We start from the raw sequence: 19,192 nt of genomic DNA, 5'->3' as shown, positions 1-19,192 counted from the left end.
CGTGCTGAAAGTCGCATTCGCCACGAGTGACGGCAGCGCCGTCGACCAGCATTTCGGTGTGTGTCGTCGGTTCGACGTGTACGAGGTCTCGGCGACCGCGGCCGAGCGGGTGGAGACGCGTACGCTGCCCCCCGCCGATGACGACGAGGACAGCAAGATCGAAAGTCGGCTGGCGGCGGTGGCCGACTGCTCGATCCTGCACGTCTGCGCGATCGGCGGGTCCGCTGCAGCCCGGGTGGTGAAGGCCAAGGTCCATCCGGTGAAGACCGAGCCGGACACCCGGGTGATCGATCTGATCGAGCGGTTGCAAGGTGTCCTTGCCGGGAATCCGCCGCCGTGGCTGCGCAAGGTGATGCGCCAGCACTCACCGGGTCTGGCGCCCAACTGGACCCCCCGATGAGCGGCCCCACCGGCGCTACCGGCGCTACCGGCGCTGGAGGTGCGCCGAGCGTGATCGCCGGCAGCGGCTTCCTGCGTGACCTGGTCGACCAGCTGCGGGCTGGCGACACCTACGGACAGTTCGACCGGCTCGGTGTCGAGAAGCTGCTCGGCCCGTTCGTGCTCACCGCGGCGCGGCGGCGCGAGCTCGCAATCACCTGCGACATCGATCCGGCGACCGAGGGGCGACTGCGTACCTACTACCAGGCGGTCGCGGCTGGTATCGAGAAGGTGACCGGTCAGGTCACCGGCTACGTGCTGGACCTCAGCCACGAGGGCTTCGGTCGGGTCATCGTGTTCGTCGGCCGCCTCGTGGTCATCTCCGACGTCCTGCGTGACGCCCATCGGTTCGGCTTCGACTCCATTGATCATCTGGCCGAGCGTGGCGAGGCGCTGGTACGCGCCGGCGCCGCACTGGCCGGCGCCCACCCGGAGGTGGCCCGTGACGACTCCTGACGAGATCCCCCATCTGCAGACGAAGCTGAAGAAACTCAACAGCCTCGCCACCCGCTTGAAACTCGATCTGCACGACCTGGCCGAGGACCTGCCGATCGGCTGGGAACAGATCCTGGAGACGGCCACTGCCACGTACAACACCTATGTCGAGATCAACCGACTGGAACACGAACTGGCAAAGGTGGATGCCCGGTGAGCGCCCGCCCGCCGGTGCCGCCCGTGGCGCCGGACACCGACCGGTTGGCGGACTTCCGCCGTGCCGAGACCGCCGAGGAGTACTTCGAAACCCTCGACGTTCCTTACGACCCGCGGGTGGTTGCCGTCAACCGGCTGCACATCCTGCGGCACTTCGCCGCGGCGGTGGCCCGGATCGACGCCGACCCGGCCCTGCCGGCCGCCCGCATCGCCGCCTATCGAACGGCGCTCGTGGACGCCCATGAGGTGTTCACCACCGCCGGGGCGCTGGACCACCGTCTGTTCAAGGTCCTGGCCGACCGTGCCCCCCAGGCGTTCGTCGCCCTGGCTGCCGTCACCGTCGAGTCAGCTGTCGAGTCAGCTGTCGAGTCAGCTGTCGAGTCAGCCGTCGAGTCACCGGAGAGTGTGCGATGAGAGCCGCGTTCGACATCGGTGACGAGGTGAGCGCCGTCAAGGCGTTGCGTAACGACGGGACCTACCCCGAGCCCGGCGTCGCTGTCGGCGACGTGCTGGTCGACGCCGGATCAGTCGGCCACGTTCGCGGCGTCGGGCTCTACCTGCAGGAGCACATCGTCTACGCGGTCGCGTTCACCAACGGCCGGGTCGTGGGCTGCCTGGAGAAAGAGCTCAGCCCGGCGACGGTCGCCGCAGGTCATGAGACCCGTCATGAGACCCGTCACGAGGCGTGTCACGAAGGAGGTGAACCAGCATGACCGAGGGTTCCATTCCGCTGCCGGTGCTGCCCTCTGCGCGGGCCACGCAGCAGGCTGCCGGCGAGGCGGTGGCTCCCGCCGGTGGGTGCGCGTCGACCAAGGGTTGCGGGAGCAGCGCCACCGGACTCGACCCGGAGATCGCCGAGAAGATCGCGAACCATCCCTGTTACAGCCAGGAGGCGCACCAGTACTACGCCCGGATGCACGTCCCGGTCGCGCCCGGCTGCAACATCCAGTGCAACTACTGCAACCGCAAGTACGACTGCTCCAACGAGAGCCGGCCCGGTGTCACCAGCCGGCTGCTGTCGCCGGAGGAGGCGCTCGCCAAGGTCAAGCGGGTTGCCAGCGAGATCAAGCAGATGAGCGTGCTCGGCGTGGCCGGGCCCGGTGAACCGCTGGCGAACGCCGGCCGTACCTTGCGCACGATGGAAATGGTGGCCCGGGACTGCCCGGACATCAAACTCTGCGTGTCCACCAACGGGCTCACCCTCGTCGATCACGTCGATCGCATCGAACAGCTCGGCATCGACCACGTGACGATCACCATCAACATGACCGACCCCGAGATCGGGGCGCGGATCTACCCGTGGGTGCTGTACCGGGGCAAGCGGCACACCGGCCGGGAGGCGTCGAAGATCCTTTCGGACCGGCAGCTGGCGGGGCTCGCCGCGCTGACCGAACGCAAGATCCTCTGCAAGGTCAACTCGGTGATGATCCCCGGTGTCAACGACGACCACCTGGTCGAGGTCTCCCGCACCGTCCGGGGCATGGGTGCGTTCCTGCACAACGTGATGCCGCTGGTGTCCGCACCCGAGCACGGCACCCACTACGGCCTGACCGGGCAGCGCGGCCCCACCCCGACGGAGCTCCAGGCTCTGCAGGACCGCTGCGCGGGCGACGACGGCGCCGAGATGAACATGATGCGCCACTGCCGCCAGTGCCGGGCCGACGCGGTCGGGCTGCTGGGTGAGGACCGCAGCGAGGAGTTCGGCCCGGAGACCTACCTCAACGGCGAGGTCACCTACGACCTTGCCGGGCGCCAGCAGGCACACGCCGCGATCGAGCGTTGGCGCACCGACGTCCGGGCCACCCGCGAGGAGCTGCGGATCTCCGCGGACGGCATCGCCAAGCCGGCACGGACCGTCCTGATCGCTGTCGCCACCAAGGGCGGCGGCGTGGTCAACCAGCACTTCGGCCACACCGAGGAGTTCTGGGTCTACGAGGCGGGTGAGAACTGGGCCCGCCTGGTCGGCACCCGCAGCGTCGCGCGTTACTGCGAGGGCCCGTCTGAGTGTGATGCGGACGAGTCGGTGCTCGACAAGACCGTGCGGCTGCTGTCGGACTGTGCTGCCGTGCTGTGCAGCAAGATCGGCAATGGGCCGCGGGAGGCACTGATCGCTGCCGGGATCGACGCCGTCGAGTGTTACGACCTCATCGACTCCGCCGTTGCAGCCCAGGGCGCGCGGCTGGCTGCTGCGACGCCGTCGCAATCCCTGACCGGGCCGGGCGGGTCGCCCGAGCCGGGCCAAGAGCCGGTGGCGGCGCGGTCGATGATCGCCAGCCGCCTCGCAGCGGAGGTATGATCATGATCAGTAAGTTGCAGGTTGTTCTCACCGAGCGCGCGGGCGACCAGGTGCGTGCCCTGCTCGCCCGCGACGATGCGACCGCCGGCTACGGCCTGCGGGTCGGTGCGCAGCCCGGTGGATGTTCGGGCTACACCTACAGCCTGGCGCTTGCGCCCGCCGCCGAAAAGGGGGATGTCATCGTTCGCCAGGACGGGTTCGACGTGCTCGTGGACTCGGCCTCGGCCTCGATCGTCCACGGTGTCCGTATCGACTATGTCGAGTCGCTGACCTCGTCGGGTTTCGTCTTCTCCAACCCCAACGCGTCGGACCCCTGCTCATGCGGGTCGTCGTTCGCCGCGCCGGAGCGCAACGGGAACGAGGATGCACTGTGGCAGCAGGTCGAGGATGCGATGGCGCTGATCCGCCCGTTCCTGCAGCGTGACGGCGGGGACGTTTCGGTGCTCGATGTCACCGGTGGAGTCGTGTCGGTGCGGCTGACCGGCGCCTGCGGAGGGTGTTCCTCCGCGTTGGACACGCTCGCGGGCGTCATCGAACGTCAGTTGAAGGAATCGGTGCCCGCGGTCGAGCGAGTCGTCCTCGCCCCCTGACCGCGCCTGGACGTATCGGGAGATGGACCAGTGAGTATCGCGATCAGTTTCACCGACCGGGCGGCGGACAAGGTGCGCGCGCTGCTCGACCGCGCGGGGACGGCATGCGCATCGGGTCTGCGGATCTGTGTCGACACGTCCGGCAACTGCGCCGGTCACCGTTATCGGCTCACGGTCGTGCCGGCACCGGCGGACGGTGATGTCGTCACCCGCGTCGGGGATTTCGAGGTGTTCGTCCCCGCCGACGCGACGGATCAGTTCGACGGCATGCGTATCGACTACACTGAGTCGTTGATGTCGTCCGGCTTCACCTTCTACAATCCGAACACGCGCAGCAGTTGCCTGTGTGGCCCTTCGTTCGTACCCCCGGTCCAGCCTGACGGGGTGGAGACGTCGCTGTTGCAGAAGGCGAACGTGGCAATCCAGTACATCCGACCGCATCTGCAGCTCGTCGGACGGGACGCGTCCGTCGTCGGGGTCGCCGACGGTGTGGTCTCGGTCCGGCTGACCGGTGCGGGCCTCGAGCGCGAGGCCGAGATGATCGCGCTGGTGCGGACGGTCGAGCAACAGCTGCGGGAGGCCGTTCCCGACATCAGCCGGGTCGTGCCCGCGGCCGTGAGCCGATAGCGCGGCCGGGAACGGCGGCCGGGAATATGGGTGGGGACATGCAGCGCTTTGCACGTCAACTGACACTGGATGGTTTCGGCGGACCGGGACAGGAGCGACTGTGCGCGGCGACGGTGCTTGTGGCGGGGGTGGGTGGGGTGGGCGGCGCCGTAGCCACCTATCTCGCCGCGGCTGGCGTCGGGCGGCTGGTCCTCGTGCATCCCGGCGCCCTCGAGATACCCGACCTCAACCGACAGACGCTTATGCGACCCGACCGGGTCGGTGATCCGCGGGTGGCCTGCGCCGCCGACACACTGCGGGTCCACTATCCCGACGTCACGGTCGAGGAGTGGGACCGCGACCTGTTCGACCCGCATATGCCCGGTCTCGTCGCCGGTTCGGACGTGGTGGTCGACGCCCGCCACAACTTCCCCGAACGTTTCCGGATCAACCGGATGTGCCTGGACCTGGGTGTGCCGCTGGTCTTCGCGGCGATGAACACCACCGAGGCCCAACTGCTCACGGTCGTGCCGGGCGGGCCGTGCCTGCGCTGCGTGTTCGCCGACGGGGACCCGCAGTGGGACCCGCTCGGCTTCCCGGTGCTCGGCGCGGTCGCCGGCACCGTGGGGTGCCTGGCGGCCATGGAAGTGATCAAAACGGTCGCCCGGTTCGGCGAGAGGTTGACCGCCAAGCTGCTCGCCTTCGACCTGTGGGACATGGATTTCCGCTCGTTCGCCGTGACCCGTGACCCGGACTGCGTCGACTGCGGGGCGCACCGGTCGGAGGTGTACCAGATGCACCGCCGTGAGCCGACCCCGATCGGGGCCGGTCTGGCCGGCCTGGCCGGTCTGGCCGGCCTGGCCGGTCTGGCCGGCCTGTGTGGCAACGACGATCCACGCTGACGACGATGATCTATTTTGACCACAACGCCACCACACCGGTCGACCCGCGGGTGCTGGCCGCGATGCTGCCGCTGTTCGCCGAGCAGTGTGCGAACGCCTCCAGCGGTCACGTCGCGGGCCGGGCGGTCGCTCGGCTCGTCGAGCAGGCTCGGGGGCAGGTCGCGGCGCTGGTGGGGGCGAACCGGCGCAACGTCGTGTTCACCAGCGGAGCCACCGAGGCGGTCAATCTCGCGATCCGCGGCGTCCTGGCCGGCGCCGGGTCCCCCCGTCGGCGCATCCTGGTGGCGGCCACCGAGCACAAGGCCGTCCTGGCCGCGGCTGCGCAGGCCGTGAGCATCCACGGGGGCACGGTCGGGTTGGTCCGGGTGCTGCCCGACGGCACCCCGGATCTCGACCACCTCGCCGCATCGCTGTCATCGGATGTCGTGCTGGTCGCCGTTATGGCGGCCAACAGCGAGACCGGCGCGATCGCGGACGTCGGGCGGGCCGCCCAGCTCGCGCACGGCGCCGGCGCCCTGTTCCTCTGCGACGTCACGCAGGCCGCAGGCAAGATCCCGGTGGCGCTGGACGCCGGCGAGATCGACCTCGCGGTGCTGAGCGCACACAAGATCTACGGCCCCAAGGGGGTCGGCGCGCTTCTGGCCAGCCGGCGCCTGCAGGCCCGCCTGACGCCGCTGATCGTCGGCGGGGGTCAGGAACGCGGCCTGCGCAGTGGCACGATCAACAGCGCCGGCATCGTCGGATTCGGCCAGGCCGCGACGATCGCCGCGGCGGAACTGGCTGCCGACGCCGATCGCCTGCGCCGCCTGACCGCGCTGCTGCACCATCTGCTTACCGAGAAACTCGACGGCGTCGCGCTCAACGGCCCGACCGTCACCCGGTTGCCGAACACCCTGAACCTGCGGTTCGTCGACGCTGACGCCGACGCGGTCATGACAGCCATGCCGCAGGTGGCCGTATCGGCGGGCAGTGCCTGCCAGGGGTCGAGTACCGAACCGTCCCATGTGCTGACGGCGATGGGCCTGGGTACCACCGCCGCGTCCCAGAGCCTGCGTTTCAGTCTCGGTCGCCCCTCCACCGCCGAGGAGGTGCACGCCGCGGTCGGCCATGTCGTCTCCGCCGTCGAGCACATCCGCGCTCTGGGCGCTGCTTGAGGGGGCGGTGGTTTCGGTCATTCTGACAACCGCTTTCACCTACCGCTGCGCAGGCGGAGCCGGAGGGGGCGGTGGTTTCGGTCATTCCGACAACCGCTTTCACCTACCGCTGCGCGGGTAGAACGTCGAGGAAGCCGGGCGGTACGTGGCTGGCCAGCCAGACACCGTTGGCGCTGCGCCGGAACTGGTGGCCGGCCTGGTGCATCGCGCCCGAGTCGACGGTGAGGATGACCGGTTGGCCCCGGCGGGCGCCGACCCGTCCCGCCGTATCCGAATCAGCCGACAGATGGACGTCGTGGCGTCCCATCGGGCGGAGCCCCTCCCGACGGATCGCGGGCAGGAAGGACCCGATCGTGCCGTGATAAAGCACCTCTGGCGGCGGCGTCGCCGCCAGACCGAGCTCCACCCGCACGGAATGGCCCTGATTGGCACGGATGTGCCGTCCGGCGTCGTCGACAGCGAAACGTTGCTTGTCGCTTGTCGCCACGACCTCGTCGAGCTCGGCCCGGCTGATCGGGAAACCGGACCGGGCGCAGGCGTCGAGCAGATCGGTGACGGGTGTCCACCCCGCGCTGTCGAGAACAATGCCGATGGCATCGGGCGCGTGCCGCAGATGGCGGGACAGGTAGCGCGACACCCGCTCCGCGCGACGCGCAGTCATATCTACCATAAGGTCCAGACTATCCGAGTCATGGGCCGAGTACCCGCGGTCAGGATCGGACGCGGGGTGCCTGGTTCCGGCTGACGGTGTCGATGATCTGTGCGGTCGGGCCGACGACCAGGACCTCGTCACCTGGCTGAAGCCGGGTGTGGCGGGTGGGCCGGTAGTTGGGGGCCCGGTCGGGGGTGCCGTCGTGCTCGGATGAGGTGGCGATCGCGAGCAGCCGGGTCCCGGTCGACAGCTCCTGCAGGGTCGGGCCGTCCAGGCCACCGCCGGCGACCACGGTGATCCGCGCGACCAGGAAGGGCTCACGGTCGACGTAGAAGGTGCTCACCACCTCGTAGTCGAGGGCGGCGCCGACAAACCACGGGGTGGCCAGGGCGGACGCGCTGCGGGCGGTGTGGATGGCGAACCTGCGTTCGGCTTCGTCGGCAAGTGTCGTGTCGAAGATGCGCAGCACCACCCGCAACCCGGGCTCGCCATCGCCATCGCCATTGCCATTGCCATTGCCATTGCCATCAGATCCGGGGGCGCGGGTTCGCGCCGGGTCGATCCCCGACCGGAGCCCCCGGCGTCCGCGTCCCGGCCGGTGCGGTCGACGGCCAGCGCGACGACGGTCCGCGTGATGATCGTTGAATGCTTCCCGCGCGGAGAGCACAGCCTCCAGGTTCGCCACGTCGTCGCTGGTCAGTGCGGCGAGGGTGGTGGCCCGGGCGAGTCCGGCCTCCATCAGGGTCGCGCGGACGGTGGCGTCACCGAACACGACCGGCACCTTGAGGTCGCGGACCACCGAAAGGAAGCGGTTGTTCGCATCTCTTTCGACGATCACGACGTCCCGCCCGGCGGCGACGAGGCCTTCCACGGTGGCCAGCCCCACCGAACCGAGCCCGCAGACGATGACGTGGTCACGCACGGTCGTGGCACGCCCGTGGCCGATTGTCCGTTCCAGCCGGCGGCTGATGATCACATTGGTGATGAACGCGTACACGATCGCGATGGACAGCGCACCGAGGAGGATCAGGGCGATGCCGAATGCCTGTAACCAGGATGCCGCCGCACCGAAGCTGAAGTCGCCGTAGCCGACGGTGGCCATGGTGGTGACGGTCAGATAGAACGCGTCGAGAGGGCCGAAGTCCGCCGGCGCGGCCGGATCGTTGTCGGCATAGGTCAGGCTCAGCACCAACGTGCCGATGGTCATGATGGTCAGAACCGCGCCGAGGGCGAGCCGGAACGGCCGGTCGAACTCGGCCGCAGTGGTCACGGCGAGGTCCCGGATCCAGGCGTGCGGGCGGCGGCGGCGGCCTGCCCGGCCTGCCCGGCCTGCCCGGCCCGACGGTGGGTCGGTGCGGTGTGCCGACAGGTTCGCCAGCGCGTTGACGTCATGCACGCTGCTCACTCGGACGCCGTTGTCGGCGAAGTCCGCCAGCCTGCCGAGCAGGGCGATGTGGTCGCCGGGGGTGACACCGGTATCGCGGCTCGGGCATACCTCCACCTGCCGCGCACCCGGTCTGCGCAGCGCCACCGGTGTCAGATTGCCGAAGACCTGTCGGAACGCCCCGGCTGTGCGGACCGGGACGTCCACCACCGTGAAGATCTCCGATCCGAGCCGGAACGCATGCCGGACGTCGGAGCGGATACAGGCCTCGACGAAGCTGTGGCCGGCCTTCTCCGCGAGGTTCAGCACGCGCACGCTGGGCAGCGCCGCGCCGAGCTGATCGCCGAGCGGGGCATTGGTGACCCGCACGACAAGGCGCAGCTCGGGTGCGATCTCGGTGGCGACCAGCGCCGTCTCAAGATTGTCGAGATCGATGTCATGGCAGGCGATCAGCGCCATCGCGCCTGCGATCGACGCCTGCCGCAGCGCGTCCCCCGTATGTGCCGAGTCGGCCAGGACGGGGATCCCCCACCGCTCAAGGCGGCGGCGCAGCGGACCGACGTCGCGTCTCTCGATGACGACGACGGCCACCCCCGCGGTGTGGAGCTGCTCGGCGATCCGGAAACCCAGCTCGTTCAACCCGCAGACGATGACATGCCCGGAGACGATCTGGCTGAACGCATGGCCGGACACGACCCTCACCACACCTCCGCCTGGACTCTCGACCCGGCCGTTCTGGCCGCAGTATGCCGTCCCTGTGCCCGGTTGCGCTCCGACCCGACCGTGCGGACCTCGACCGTGCGGACCTCGACCGTGCGGACCGGCGGGTGGCTGCACCGGCGTTCGCCGTCCGGGCATACTGCGTGGCGACGACGGACGGAGTCGGTGGCACCCGCGTGAGCGGGCGCGGTCATGGGCGTGCTCACGGGACGGGAGAACCACTCGGGATGCCAGCGGTGGAGCCGTGGCATGGATCGGTGCTGGACGCGGTGTTGGAACGGATCACCTATGCCAACGAGGAGACCGGTTACACCGTCGCCCGTGTCGACACCGGTCGGTCCGGTGACCTGATCACGGTAGTGGGCGCGCTGCTGGGTGCACAGCCTGGCGAGGCATTACGCATGCGCGGCCGATGGGGCTCGCACCCGCAGTACGGTAAGCAGTTTCATGTCGAGGATTACACGACGGTGCTGCCGGCCACGGTTGCGGGTATCCGCCGCTATCTCGGTTCGGGGCTCATCAAGGGAATCGGGCCGAAGCTCGCCGAGCGGATAGTCGAGCATTTCGGGGTCGCCGCACTGGACGTCATCGAACAGGAGCCCGAACGGCTGATCGAGGTTCCCAAACTCGGTCCCAAACGCACGAAGGCGATCGCGGCCGCCTGGGAGGAACAGAAGTCGATCAAGGAAGTGATGGTTTTCCTCCAGGGTGTAGGGGTGTCCACGTCACTGGCGGTGCGAATCTTCAAGCAGTACGCCGACCGCTCCATCGACGTGGTGCGCACCGAGCCGTACCGGCTGGCAACCGATGTGTGGGGAATAGGTTTCCGGACGGCGGACACGATCGCCAAGGCCGTCGGGATTCCCCATGACAGCCCGCAGCGCATCAAGGCCGGTCTTGCGTTCACCTTGTCGGAGGCCACCGGGGACGGCAACTGCTTCCTGCCCGAACACCAGTTGATCGCCGAGGCGATAAAGATCCTGCAGGTCGACACCGGAGCGGTGATCGAGTGCCTGGGCGAGCTCGTGGCGGAGGACGGCGTTGTCCGCGAGGAGATCCCCGGGGAGGACCCGGCCGAGCCGATCGCCGCGATCTATCTGGTTCCCTTCCACCGCGCGGAGATTTCCCTGGCGGGCCAGCTGCTGCGGCTGTTGCGGACGCAGCGCGACGCGATGCCGTCCTTCGTCGAGGTCGACTGGGACGCCGCCCTGGCCTGGCTGCGGGACCGGACCCGGGCTGAGCTCGCGCCGGCGCAGGTGGCGGCGGTGAAACTGGCCCTGACCGAGAAGGTCGCCGTGCTCACCGGCGGACCCGGGTGCGGCAAGAGCTTCACCGTGCGCTCGGTGGTCACCCTGGCCCGCGCCAAGGGCGCGAAGGTCGTGCTCGCCGCGCCGACCGGCCGGGCCGCCAAGCGGCTCACCGAGCTGACCGGGCACGAGGCGGCCACCGTGCACCGGCTGTTGGAACTGCGACCGGGCGGGGACGCGGCCTACGACCGCGACCGCCCGCTGGACGCCGATCTCGTCGTCGTCGACGAGGCGTCCATGCTGGATCTTCTGCTGGCCAACAAACTCGCCAAGGCGGTCGCACCCGGGGCGCATCTGCTCCTGGTCGGGGATGTCGACCAGCTGCCGTCCGTCGGCGCCGGCGAGGTCCTGCGTGATCTGCTGGCCGACGGCACGCCCATTCCGCACGTGCGGCTCACCCAGATCTTCCGCCAGGCGCAGGAGTCCGGTGTCGTGACCAACGCGCACCGCATCAACAAGGGAGATCATCCGCTGGTACGCGGTCTGTCCGACTTCTTCTACTTCGCCGCGGACGAAGCGGAGGATGCCGCGCAGCTGACCGTCGACGTCGTGGCCCGCCGCATTCCGCTGAAGTTCGGGCTCGACCCGCGCCGGGATGTACAGGTGCTCGCGCCGATGCACCGCGGCCCGGCCGGGGCCGGCGCGCTGAACGTCCTGCTGCAGGAGGCCCTGACCCCGTCGCGTTCGGATCTGCCCGAACGCCGGGTCGGCGGGCGGGTCTTCCGGATCGGGGACAAGGTGACCCAAATCCGCAATAACTATGACAAGGGCGCCAGTGGCGTCTTTAATGGAACTGTCGGGGTGGTGACCGCCCTCGACCCCGACGAACAGAAGCTCACGGTGCGTACAGACGAGGAGGAGGACGTCGACTACGAGTTCACCGAACTCGACGAACTCGCGCATGCCTATGCCGTGACCATCCACCGGTCGCAGGGTAGTGAGTACCCGGCGGTGGTCATCCCGGTCACCACGAGTGCGTGGATGATGTTGCAGCGGAACCTGCTCTACACCGCGGTCACCCGGGCGCGCAGGTTGGTGGTCCTGGTCGGGTCACGCCGGGCGATCGGGCAGGCTGTCCGCACGGTGAGTGCCGGGCGCCGCCACACCGCTCTCGACCATCGGCTACGGGCACCCGACGGGTACTGAAGACCTGGTAGACGTGTGCAAGGAGCCGGAAAGCGGTCCGTATCCTTAACCGTCGGTGGAGAGCTGTTGGTCGACATGTCGTGTGTCGGTATCGCGTGTGGCGACATGATCGTGATCACCTTCATTCGTTTCGGTCTTGTGGGGTAGCTATGGGAAGTCGTAGTCGCGAACGGCGGCGAGCCAAGCAGCAGGCGCGCGACGACCGGGCCCGGGCCGCCGGCACCGGTCCAGGTGTACGTCCTGGTCCTGGCTCCACGTCCGGTCCTGCTCCCGGTCCCGGTCCTGCTCCCGGTGCCAGCCGGTCGGCCCGTCATGATTTCGACGCCTATCAGGATGACCGGCAGACCGCCGACCTTCTGGTCGGTGCGGCCATGCACGCACAGCACACGCAGGACGGCATGGAGTTGTCCCGCTGCATCGTGCTGTTGACCGAGCCTCCGGTCGGGTCCACCAGGCGGCGGATGGTCGACCGGGCCTTCGCGAGCTGGCTGAACCGCATGGTGGAACGTGCGTGGGACAACGGCTGGCAGCCGGCGGACGTCGTGCGGATCGTCAGCCGGGAGGGCGGTGCGCGTCAGCTGCGGATGACGGTCGACGCGATCGCCGCTCAGATGCGTAGGTATGCCGCCTCCACCGTGGACGAGCGCTGGGAGGCGCAGCTCGCGGCGCTCGAAGCCACCGTCTGGTGGGCCGATGACGATGGCTGGCTGGACGCCTGGGGTGAGCGCGAAGGTGAGGATCGGGTCGGGGTGGTCACCTGCGCCGTGACGGTGCTTGGGATCCTCGGTACTTTGCCCCCGCTCGCGCAGCTGTGCCCGCCGCCCGGCACGGCGCGTCGCGGGACGCTGCACCCCGACCGCAGCGCTGGTCGGACGGTCGACGCGCGCATGCTTGACCGGGTCCGCGCGCTGTTGGCCAAGGCCGAGTCGACCGGCTTCGCGCAGGAGGCCGAGGCGCTGACCGCCAAGGCCCAGGAGCTCATGGCCCGGCACAGCATCGACTACGCCCTGCTGGCCGCTGAGACCGGGTCGCGCGACGAACCGACCGGCCGTCGGGTCGGCGTCGACAATCCCTATGAGACGCCCAAGGCGCTGCTGCTGGACAAGGTCGCCACCGCGAATCGCTGTCGGGCGGTGTGGACGAAGGATCTCGGTTTCGCCACGGTGCTCGGTTTCGAGTCCGATCTCGACGGCGTCGAGCTGCTCTACACGTCGCTGTTGGTCCAGGCGACCACGGCCATGACGCGGGAAGGCTCCCGCCAGGACCGCTACGGGCGGTCGCGGACCCGTTCGTTCCGCCAGTCCTTCCTCACTGCCTTCGCCGTCCGGATCGGCGAGCGGCTGCAGTGTGCGACCGACAAGGCGGGGGCCGAGGCGGTCGCCGAAAGGGGCCGGGACCGTCTCCTGCCCGTCCTGGCCGCACGGGAGGACACCGTCCGGGAGGCGACCGAGACGATGTTCCCGGGAGTCGTGTCGCGGCCGGTGACAGCCAACGACCGGGAGGGATGGAGTTCGGGTCGGGCCGCAGCCGAGCTCGCCTCCCTGAACGCCCGTACCGAGGTGAGAGACACTCAGCCCGGGTGACGCCCGGCCGGCCCGGCGCCGCCGACGGTCCTCTTTTGATAGATATATCTTGTCAAAGCGGTTAATTAATAAGAGGATCTACGTGCTGGCCGGCGGACGGCCGCTTCCGGCGTGGCCGGCGCGGGCCAGCGGGTCCACGGGGGTCCCGCGGGGCCCACGGGCGCGGGTGCGTAGCGATGGTCGCGTGCCTGGCGGCCCTCTAGCGTGAAGGAGTTGGTCTGATGCGTCGCACCCTGTTCGAACCTGAGCACGAGGAGTTCCGCGCGCTTGCTCGGACGTTTTTCGAGAAGGAGTGCGTCCCGCACACCACCGAGTGGGAGCAGGCCGGTGTTGTCGACCGGGAGGTCTGGCGCAAGGCGGGCCGGGCGGGTCTGCTGTTGTGGTCGGCCCCCGAGGAGTTCGGCGGCGCCGGGGTCGACGACTACCGGTTCAGCGTGATCCTCGCGGAGGAGTTCTGGGCCACCGGAACCGTCGGTTTCGGCTTCGGGCTACAGAACGACGTGATGCCGCCGTACATCATCACGCTGACCACCGACGAGCAGAAGGCGCGCTGGTTGCCCGGCTCGGTGAGCGGGGACATCATCTGGGCGCTGGGGCTGAGCGAGCCCGGTGCCGGCTCGGACGTGAAGGCGATCCGCACGACCGCGCGCCGCGACGGTGACAGCTATGTCGTGTCGGGTTCGAAGACGTTCATCACCAACGGGCTGCTGTGCGACAAGGTGGTCGCTGCGGTCAAGACCGACCCGGACGCCGGTCACCGTGGCATCAGCCTGCTCGTCATCGATGCGGATGCACCGGGCTTCAGCCGCGGCCGCAAGCTCGACAAGATCGGTCAGAAGGCGCAGGACACCGCTGAGCTCTTCTTCGACGAGGTGCGGGTGCCCGTGTCGAACCTGCTCGGGCAGGAGAACCGCGGCTTCTACCACCTGATGGAGAGCCTGGGAACGGAGCGGCTCGGCGCGGGTGTCACCGCCGTGGCCATCATGAAGCGGGCCTTGGCGCTGACCGTGGAGCAGGTGCGTACCCGCAAGGCGTTCGGGACGACGATCGGTTCGTTCCAGAACACCCGGTTCGAGCTCGCCGCGATCAAGACCTTGTGTGACGTCGCGCAGGCCTACGTGGACACGGCTGTGCGCGCACACCTCGACGGCGAGCTCAGCGCCGTCGACGCCGCCGGTCTCAAGCAGTGGACGACCGACACGCAGTGCGACGTCGTTGACCGTTGCCTACAGCTGTTCGGCGGCTACGGCTACATGAACGAGTACGAGATCGCCCGGCTGTGGCGGGACGGTCGAGTGCAGCGGATCTACGCCGGTTCCAACGAGGTCATGAAGGAAATCGTGGGCCGCTCGCTCGACCTCGACGGCGACTAGGGCGTGTTTGAGTGGTTACTGACGAGTCCTTAAGGGCCTGGGTGGTCAGATGACGCTTACCGCCGCTCACTGGCCGGCCGACACCACCGTCGCGTTGGTCGAGCAGTCGGTCGGCGACTGGTTGCTCCACGTCGCCGACCAGTACCCGGACCGTCCGGCGCTGCGCTGGCCGGTGGGGCCGGACCTCAAGACCCTGACCTACGCGGGCCTGGTCGCGCACGCCGGTGCCGTCGCGGGTGGGCTGCTCAGCCTGGTCGAACCGGGGGATCGGGTCGCCCTGTGGGCACCCAACAGCCCCGACTGGGTCATCGTGCAGTGCGCCAGCGCGCTCGCCGGCACCGTCCTCGTCCCGATCAACACCTCGCTGCGGGACGAGGAGGTCCGCTACGAGCTGGCGCAGTCCGGCGCGACGCTTGTCATCGCGGCGGCCGAACACCGGGGCTCGCCACTGGTTGAGCGTGCGCAGACCCTGGCCGGCGAGCTGCCCGGGCCGGTCCGGGTCCGGCCGCTGGAGAATCTGGCGCACGCGCTTGGGCGCCGCCCGGGGCCGCTGCCCGCGGTTCCGCCCGCGACACCTTTTCTCATTCAGTACACCTCCGGGACCACCGGGCGGCCCAAGGGCGCCGTACTGTCCCACTTCGCCGCGCTGAACACCGCCCGTATCGCCGGGCGGGTCTTCGCGGCACCGCTGGTGTGGTGCTCCGGGCTGCCTCTGCACCATGTCGGCGGTTCGGTGTCCGGCGTGCTGATGACCTTCGCCGCAGCGGGAACGATGGTCCTGGCTCCGGGGGGCTTCGACCCGGCCCGCACCCTGCGGATGGTCGAGCGGGCGCACGTCACCGCACTCGGCTCCGTCCCGACGATGCTGTACGACCTGTTGGCCTGCCCCGACCTCGCCAGGTACGACATCAGCAGCCTCCAGGTCATCCAGACCGGCGGAACGACAGTTCCACCGGCGCTGATCCGCCGCACCGAAGCCGGGCTCGGCTGCCGTGTCGTCATCTCCTACGGTCAGTCCGAAGCGCCCAACGCGACCGCGTGCCTTCCCTGGGACAGCGACGTGGTGAAGGCCGAGACGCTGGGGCGGGCGTTGCCGCAGCGCGAGGTCCGCATCATCGCGCCGGGCACCGTGGGGACGACCGCCGACCTCGGCGAGCCCGGTGAGCTGCTGATCCGTTCCCCGCTGAACATGAGCGGATACCACGACGATCCCGAGGCGACCAGCCGGACCCTTGATGGCGAGGGCTGGTTGCACACCGGTGACCTGTGCACGATGGACGCGACCGGAGTCCTGCGGATCCACGGACGCATCCGTGACGTCATCATCCGCGGCGGGGAGAACATCTACCCGCGCGAGGTGGAAGAAGTGTTGGTCGAGCACCCCGGCGTGGCGGACGCGGCGGTGGTCGGCGCACCCGATGAGCGCCTCGGTGAGGTTCCGGTTGCGTTCATCGTGCGTGCCACCGGCGATGTGACCGGTGCTGCCGATGTGACCAGTGCGGTCGACGCCGAGGAGCTGGCGACGTTCGCGCGGTCCCGGCTTGCCTACTTCAAGGTGCCGGTGGACTGGCATGTCGTCGACGACCTTCCCCGCACGGCGTCGGGTAAGGTCCGCAAGTTCCTCCTGCGGGAGACGATCATGCAGGCGTCACCGCGCGATTGAAGATCCACCAGGCAGGCCCCGGGTAGCAGCCGGATCGGTATCTGCCCGGCATCGGTGCTGCGTAGCAGCTCCAGCAATCCGGATACGGCAGACTGATCCAGAGCCATCGGGTGTACTCGCCTCCGCGAGTTCTTGGCGGTTCTCACGGGACCGACAGGCCCGCCAGGCGATCAAGGATTTCCCGATCTGCACCACCCAGGGGGACTCACCCCGGTGAGGTCATGTCCACGGGTGTGGTGTGCGGAGGATGATCTTTGTGACCTGTTCGTGCAGGTCAGCGGGCGTGGGCCGCCTTACCCACAATGAGCCCACCCGCGTCGGCAAGCAGGAACTCCTCTGCGGGCCGCGATCGAGGCCGCAGCACGCGCGACCCGACCGCGGCCCAGCAGCTTTCCCGTTCACGTGGTGGTGGACCAGGTGGTCACCGTCAACCCAGGTGCGGGCTGTCGTCAGCGCAGCGACGTGGACGCTGCCCGGATCTCGGTCGCGAACAGCTCGGGCTCTTCCCAGGCGGCGAAGTGGCCGCCCTTGTCGACCTCGTTGAAGTAGATGAGGTTGGGGTAGGCCTTCTCGACCCAGCTGCGCGGGGCCTGGAAGATCTCGCCGGGGAACGTGGTGAAGCCGACCGGGATCGAGACCTCTGGGGGAGCCTGGCCGGCCGCAAGAGCTGCGGAGCGTCCGCTCTCCCAGTAGGACCGGGCCGCCGAGGCCCCGGTGCCCGTCAGCCAGTACAGCGTGATGTTGTCGACGATCCTGTCCCGGGTGAGTGTGCCCGCGGGCTGCTTGTCAAGGAAGGCGTGTGAGATCTTCTCGTAGCTGTCTGTGTCGTGGTCGAGCATCCAGGCCGCCAGCGCGATGGGTGAATCCAGCAAGGCGTAGCCGATCGTCTGGGGCCGCGTGGCCTGCTCCAGGAAGTAGCCCCTGCCGCTCGTGTTGAAGGTGGCGATGGCGTCGAGCGCCGCGCGTTCCTTCTCGGAGCGTCCCGCCGGCGGGGGGCCGTTGTCGGCCAGCGCCGTCAGGAGCAGGTTGATGTGGATGCCGAGCAGGCCCTCGGGTGCCTGGCGGCCCATCGCGTCGGTGACGGCGGAGCCTACGTCGCCGCCCTGGGCGACGTAGTGGGTGTAGCCGAGGCGGTGCATCAGCTCCGCCCAGGCGCGCGCGACGCGACCGGGGTCCCAGCCGACCTCCGTCGGCTCGCCGGAGAAGCCGTAGCCGGGCAGGGACGGCAGCACGAGGTCGAACGCGTCCTCGGCGCGTCCGCCGTGCGCGGTCGGGTCGGTGAGCGGGCCGACGACCTCGAGCAGCTCGATGACCGAGCCGGGCCAGCCGTGCGTCATGATCAGCGGCAACGCGTGCTCGTGCCGCGACTTCACGTGGATGAAGTGGATGTCCACTCCGTCGATTTCGGTCGTGAACTGCGGCAGCGCGTTCAGTCTCGCCTCGCACCGGCGCCAGTCGTAATCGGCCGCCCAGTAGCGGGCGAGCTCCTGGATAGTCGCCAAATGCACGCCCTGCGACCGATCTGTTACCAGTTCTCTGGAGGGCCAGCGGGTCGCGGCGATGCGCCGTCGAAGGTCGGCGATCGCTTCTTCGGGCATGTCAACCCGGAATGGGCGAATTTCAGTTTCTTTGGACATAAGTCTCCACCTTCCTGGACTGGTTGCTGACGACGGACGGACGGCCGGACGGGTCGGCTCCGGCCTGAGGTTCCAGGGCAACGACCTTCATCCGGGCGCCGGCGCAATAGTTGGTACTGCCGCACGATTGCGGCTCGGGCGGACGCGTCGCGCCCGTGGCACTCCCTGCCCTCATACCCTGGTCTGGCGTCGAGCAACGATGCATCCCGAGGAGCCGGATGCAGCCCACCGGCGGTAAGACTGATTCCATGAGCGTCCGCTGCGGACTGATCTTGAGTCTCTTGCTGTCTGACGTGCTGCTTGGCAGGTCCAAACTCCCAGCGGGCTCCTCGACCGCCTGCCCCGGCAGCTACTCATCGCTTTGCTCCAACAACGTGAGGGCGTTCTGGATGCCCTGCTCGAGGACCTCGTCGGCGAGGTGTCGGTCGGCTAGGGCGCGGGAGAGTTGCAGCGTGCCGATCACGGAGGCGACGATGGTGAGCACCTTCACGCGTGCCGATGGCGGGTCGTGTGGCGCCAGGCGGGCGGCGATGTCCTCGACGATGGCCAGTACGCCGTCGGTGTAGGCCTGTTTGGTGGCGTCGGTGGCGCGGCCGATCTCGTCGAGCAGGGCGGCGGACGGGCAGCCGTCCTCGGGGTGGTCGCGGTGCTCGACCGACAGGTAGGCGCGCACGAACTGCTCCAGTCCGGCCCGGCCCGGCGCCAGCGCGCCGAGGCTCTCGCACTGTGCGCGGAGCTGGTCGGCGACCGCGGTGGCGACGAGGTCGTCCTTGGAGGTGAAGTGGGCGTAGAAGGCGCCGTTGGTCAGCTCCGCGTCCGCCATGAGCGTGGTGATCCCCGAGCCGTTGATGCCGTCGCGTTTGAAGCGGCGGCCGGCCGTCTCGATGATCCGCCGTCTCGTCGCCTGCTTGTGCTCGTTGTCGTACCGCACCACACACGCCTCCACCCGCCGGGCCGGCCGCCGGTCCGCCGCCGTGCACCCCTTGAGAGTACGGCCATAATTTAATTTTCGGCAGACTCTTGCCTTCGGGCTCCATCTCACTCTATGGTCGTATGACCGTACGCCAAAGGGTTAGGGAGTCGACGATGG

Annotated in this window: 19 protein-coding genes; 14 read left to right on the top strand and 5 right to left on the bottom strand. The window is 68.9% G+C overall.

Annotation, left to right across the window (positions count from 1 at the left end):
- The first annotated feature begins 1 nt into the window (after window position 1).
- From nifX to U9979_RS14805, 10 genes are read left to right on the top strand one after another with little or no spacing between them, the layout of a single operon-like run.
- Window positions 2-400, top strand: coding sequence for a nitrogen fixation protein NifX (gene nifX / locus U9979_RS14850; protein WP_322766739.1), 399 nt, complete (start codon window positions 2-4; stop codon window positions 398-400).
- Window positions 397-894, top strand: coding sequence for a NifX-associated nitrogen fixation protein (locus U9979_RS14845; RefSeq protein ID WP_322779841.1), 498 nt, complete (start codon window positions 397-399; stop codon window positions 892-894). The genes nifX and U9979_RS14845 overlap by 4 nt, the downstream gene beginning before the upstream one ends.
- Window positions 881-1,090: a CCE_0567 family metalloprotein gene (locus tag U9979_RS14840; RefSeq protein WP_322747335.1), complete on the top strand. Its 210-nt coding sequence runs from the start codon at window positions 881-883 to the stop codon at window positions 1,088-1,090. The genes U9979_RS14845 and U9979_RS14840 overlap by 14 nt, the downstream gene beginning before the upstream one ends.
- A gap of 23 nt (window positions 1,091-1,113) precedes the next feature.
- A complete protein-coding gene (nifW, locus tag U9979_RS14835) occupies window positions 1,114-1,503 on the top strand; it encodes a nitrogenase-stabilizing/protective protein NifW (RefSeq protein ID WP_322779848.1) in 390 nt (129 codons plus the stop codon).
- The gene (locus tag U9979_RS14830) at window positions 1,500-1,802 is read left to right on the top strand and encodes a nitrogen fixation protein NifZ (RefSeq protein WP_322747334.1); all 303 of its coding nucleotides are present in this window, start codon (window positions 1,500-1,502) and stop codon (window positions 1,800-1,802) included. Before nifW ends, U9979_RS14830 begins: the two co-directional genes overlap by 4 nt.
- Window positions 1,799-3,385 (top strand): nitrogenase cofactor biosynthesis protein NifB, encoded by a 1,587-nt coding sequence (nifB, locus tag U9979_RS14825; protein WP_322779840.1) that lies wholly within the window; start codon window positions 1,799-1,801, stop codon window positions 3,383-3,385. Before U9979_RS14830 ends, nifB begins: the two co-directional genes overlap by 4 nt.
- Window positions 3,386-3,387: 2 nt before the next feature.
- Complete coding sequence (locus U9979_RS14820; protein WP_322747332.1) at window positions 3,388-3,975, top strand: iron-sulfur cluster assembly accessory protein; 588 nt, start codon at window positions 3,388-3,390, stop codon at window positions 3,973-3,975.
- Window positions 3,976-4,005: 30 nt separating this feature from the next.
- The gene (locus U9979_RS14815) at window positions 4,006-4,602 is read left to right on the top strand and encodes an iron-sulfur cluster assembly accessory protein (protein WP_322747331.1); all 597 of its coding nucleotides are present in this window, start codon (window positions 4,006-4,008) and stop codon (window positions 4,600-4,602) included.
- Window positions 4,603-4,640: 38 nt separating this feature from the next.
- The gene (locus U9979_RS14810; protein ID WP_322779839.1) at window positions 4,641-5,483 is read left to right on the top strand and encodes a HesA/MoeB/ThiF family protein; all 843 of its coding nucleotides are present in this window, start codon (window positions 4,641-4,643) and stop codon (window positions 5,481-5,483) included.
- 5 nt (window positions 5,484-5,488) lie between these two features.
- The gene (locus U9979_RS14805; protein ID WP_322779838.1) at window positions 5,489-6,637 is read left to right on the top strand and encodes a cysteine desulfurase family protein; all 1,149 of its coding nucleotides are present in this window, start codon (window positions 5,489-5,491) and stop codon (window positions 6,635-6,637) included.
- 103 nt (window positions 6,638-6,740) lie between these two features.
- Here U9979_RS14805 and U9979_RS14800 read toward each other — a convergent pair whose 3' ends face one another.
- Genes U9979_RS14800 through U9979_RS14790 form a run of 3 tightly spaced genes read right to left on the bottom strand, consistent with a single transcriptional unit; the run spans window position 6,741 to window position 9,587 of the window.
- Window positions 6,741-7,298 carry an RNA 2'-phosphotransferase gene (locus U9979_RS14800; protein WP_322779837.1) on the bottom strand — a complete coding sequence of 186 codons (558 nt, stop codon included), beginning with the start codon at window positions 7,296-7,298 and terminating at the stop codon, window positions 6,741-6,743.
- A gap of 49 nt (window positions 7,299-7,347) precedes the next feature.
- On the bottom strand, window positions 7,348-9,375 hold the full coding sequence (locus tag U9979_RS14795; protein WP_322779836.1) for an NAD-binding protein: 2,028 nt from the start codon (window positions 9,373-9,375) through the stop codon (window positions 7,348-7,350).
- Window positions 9,372-9,587: a hypothetical protein gene (locus U9979_RS14790; RefSeq protein ID WP_322779835.1), complete on the bottom strand. Its 216-nt coding sequence runs from the start codon at window positions 9,585-9,587 to the stop codon at window positions 9,372-9,374. The genes U9979_RS14795 and U9979_RS14790 overlap by 4 nt, the downstream gene beginning before the upstream one ends.
- 33 nt (window positions 9,588-9,620) lie before the next feature.
- Here U9979_RS14790 and U9979_RS14785 point away from each other — a divergent pair, with 33 nt between their 5' ends.
- The 4 genes from U9979_RS14785 to U9979_RS14770 all read left to right on the top strand — a co-directional run bounded on the left by U9979_RS14785 (window position 9,621) and on the right by U9979_RS14770 (window position 16,465).
- The gene (locus tag U9979_RS14785; RefSeq protein WP_322779834.1) at window positions 9,621-11,846 is read left to right on the top strand and encodes an ATP-dependent RecD-like DNA helicase; all 2,226 of its coding nucleotides are present in this window, start codon (window positions 9,621-9,623) and stop codon (window positions 11,844-11,846) included.
- Between the two features lie 149 nt (window positions 11,847-11,995).
- The gene (locus U9979_RS14780) at window positions 11,996-13,429 is read left to right on the top strand and encodes a DUF2786 domain-containing protein (RefSeq protein WP_322779833.1); all 1,434 of its coding nucleotides are present in this window, start codon (window positions 11,996-11,998) and stop codon (window positions 13,427-13,429) included.
- Between the two features lie 221 nt (window positions 13,430-13,650).
- A complete protein-coding gene (locus U9979_RS14775; RefSeq protein WP_322747323.1) occupies window positions 13,651-14,802 on the top strand; it encodes an acyl-CoA dehydrogenase family protein in 1,152 nt (383 codons plus the stop codon).
- 49 nt (window positions 14,803-14,851) lie between these two features.
- Window positions 14,852-16,465: a class I adenylate-forming enzyme family protein gene (locus U9979_RS14770; RefSeq protein WP_322779832.1), complete on the top strand. Its 1,614-nt coding sequence runs from the start codon at window positions 14,852-14,854 to the stop codon at window positions 16,463-16,465.
- Between the two features lie 449 nt (window positions 16,466-16,914).
- Here the strand turns inward: U9979_RS14770 and U9979_RS14765 are convergent, their stop codons facing one another.
- Complete coding sequence (locus U9979_RS14765; protein WP_322779831.1) at window positions 16,915-18,102, bottom strand: epoxide hydrolase; 1,188 nt, start codon at window positions 18,100-18,102, stop codon at window positions 16,915-16,917.
- 349 nt (window positions 18,103-18,451) lie between these two features.
- Window positions 18,452-19,036, bottom strand: a complete 585-nt coding sequence (locus U9979_RS14760; RefSeq protein WP_322747320.1) for a TetR/AcrR family transcriptional regulator — start codon at window positions 19,034-19,036, stop codon at window positions 18,452-18,454.
- Window positions 19,037-19,192 lie beyond the last annotated feature (156 nt).

The organism is Protofrankia sp. Cas4 (assembly GCF_963555915.1).
GTDB lineage: Bacteria > Actinomycetota > Actinomycetes > Frankiales > Frankiaceae > Protofrankia.
This window is presented reverse-complemented; position numbering and strand designations above follow the sequence as displayed.

Bases quoted from the DNA above. Each gene is read 5' to 3' on its own strand.
- U9979_RS14845 (WP_322779841.1), top strand. From the start codon at position 397: ATGAGCGGCCCCACCGGCGCTACCGGCGCTACCGGCGCTGGAGGTGCG.
- U9979_RS14830 (WP_322747334.1), top strand. From the start codon at position 1,500: ATGAGAGCCGCGTTCGACATCGGTGACGAGGTGAGCGCCGTCAAGGCG.
- nifB (WP_322779840.1), top strand. From the start codon at position 1,799: ATGACCGAGGGTTCCATTCCGCTGCCGGTGCTGCCCTCTGCGCGGGCC.
- U9979_RS14820 (WP_322747332.1), top strand. From the start codon at position 3,388: ATGATCAGTAAGTTGCAGGTTGTTCTCACCGAGCGCGCGGGCGACCAG.
- U9979_RS14810 (WP_322779839.1), top strand. From the start codon at position 4,641: ATGCAGCGCTTTGCACGTCAACTGACACTGGATGGTTTCGGCGGACCG.
- U9979_RS14805 (WP_322779838.1), top strand. From the start codon at position 5,489: ATGATCTATTTTGACCACAACGCCACCACACCGGTCGACCCGCGGGTG.
- U9979_RS14800 (WP_322779837.1), bottom strand. From the start codon at position 7,298: ATGACTGCGCGTCGCGCGGAGCGGGTGTCGCGCTACCTGTCCCGCCAT.
- U9979_RS14790 (WP_322779835.1), bottom strand. From the start codon at position 9,587: ATGACCGCGCCCGCTCACGCGGGTGCCACCGACTCCGTCCGTCGTCGC.
- U9979_RS14785 (WP_322779834.1), top strand. From the start codon at position 9,621: ATGCCAGCGGTGGAGCCGTGGCATGGATCGGTGCTGGACGCGGTGTTG.
- U9979_RS14780 (WP_322779833.1), top strand. From the start codon at position 11,996: ATGGGAAGTCGTAGTCGCGAACGGCGGCGAGCCAAGCAGCAGGCGCGC.
- U9979_RS14775 (WP_322747323.1), top strand. From the start codon at position 13,651: ATGCGTCGCACCCTGTTCGAACCTGAGCACGAGGAGTTCCGCGCGCTT.
- U9979_RS14770 (WP_322779832.1), top strand. From the start codon at position 14,852: ATGACGCTTACCGCCGCTCACTGGCCGGCCGACACCACCGTCGCGTTG.
- U9979_RS14765 (WP_322779831.1), bottom strand. From the start codon at position 18,102: ATGTCCAAAGAAACTGAAATTCGCCCATTCCGGGTTGACATGCCCGAA.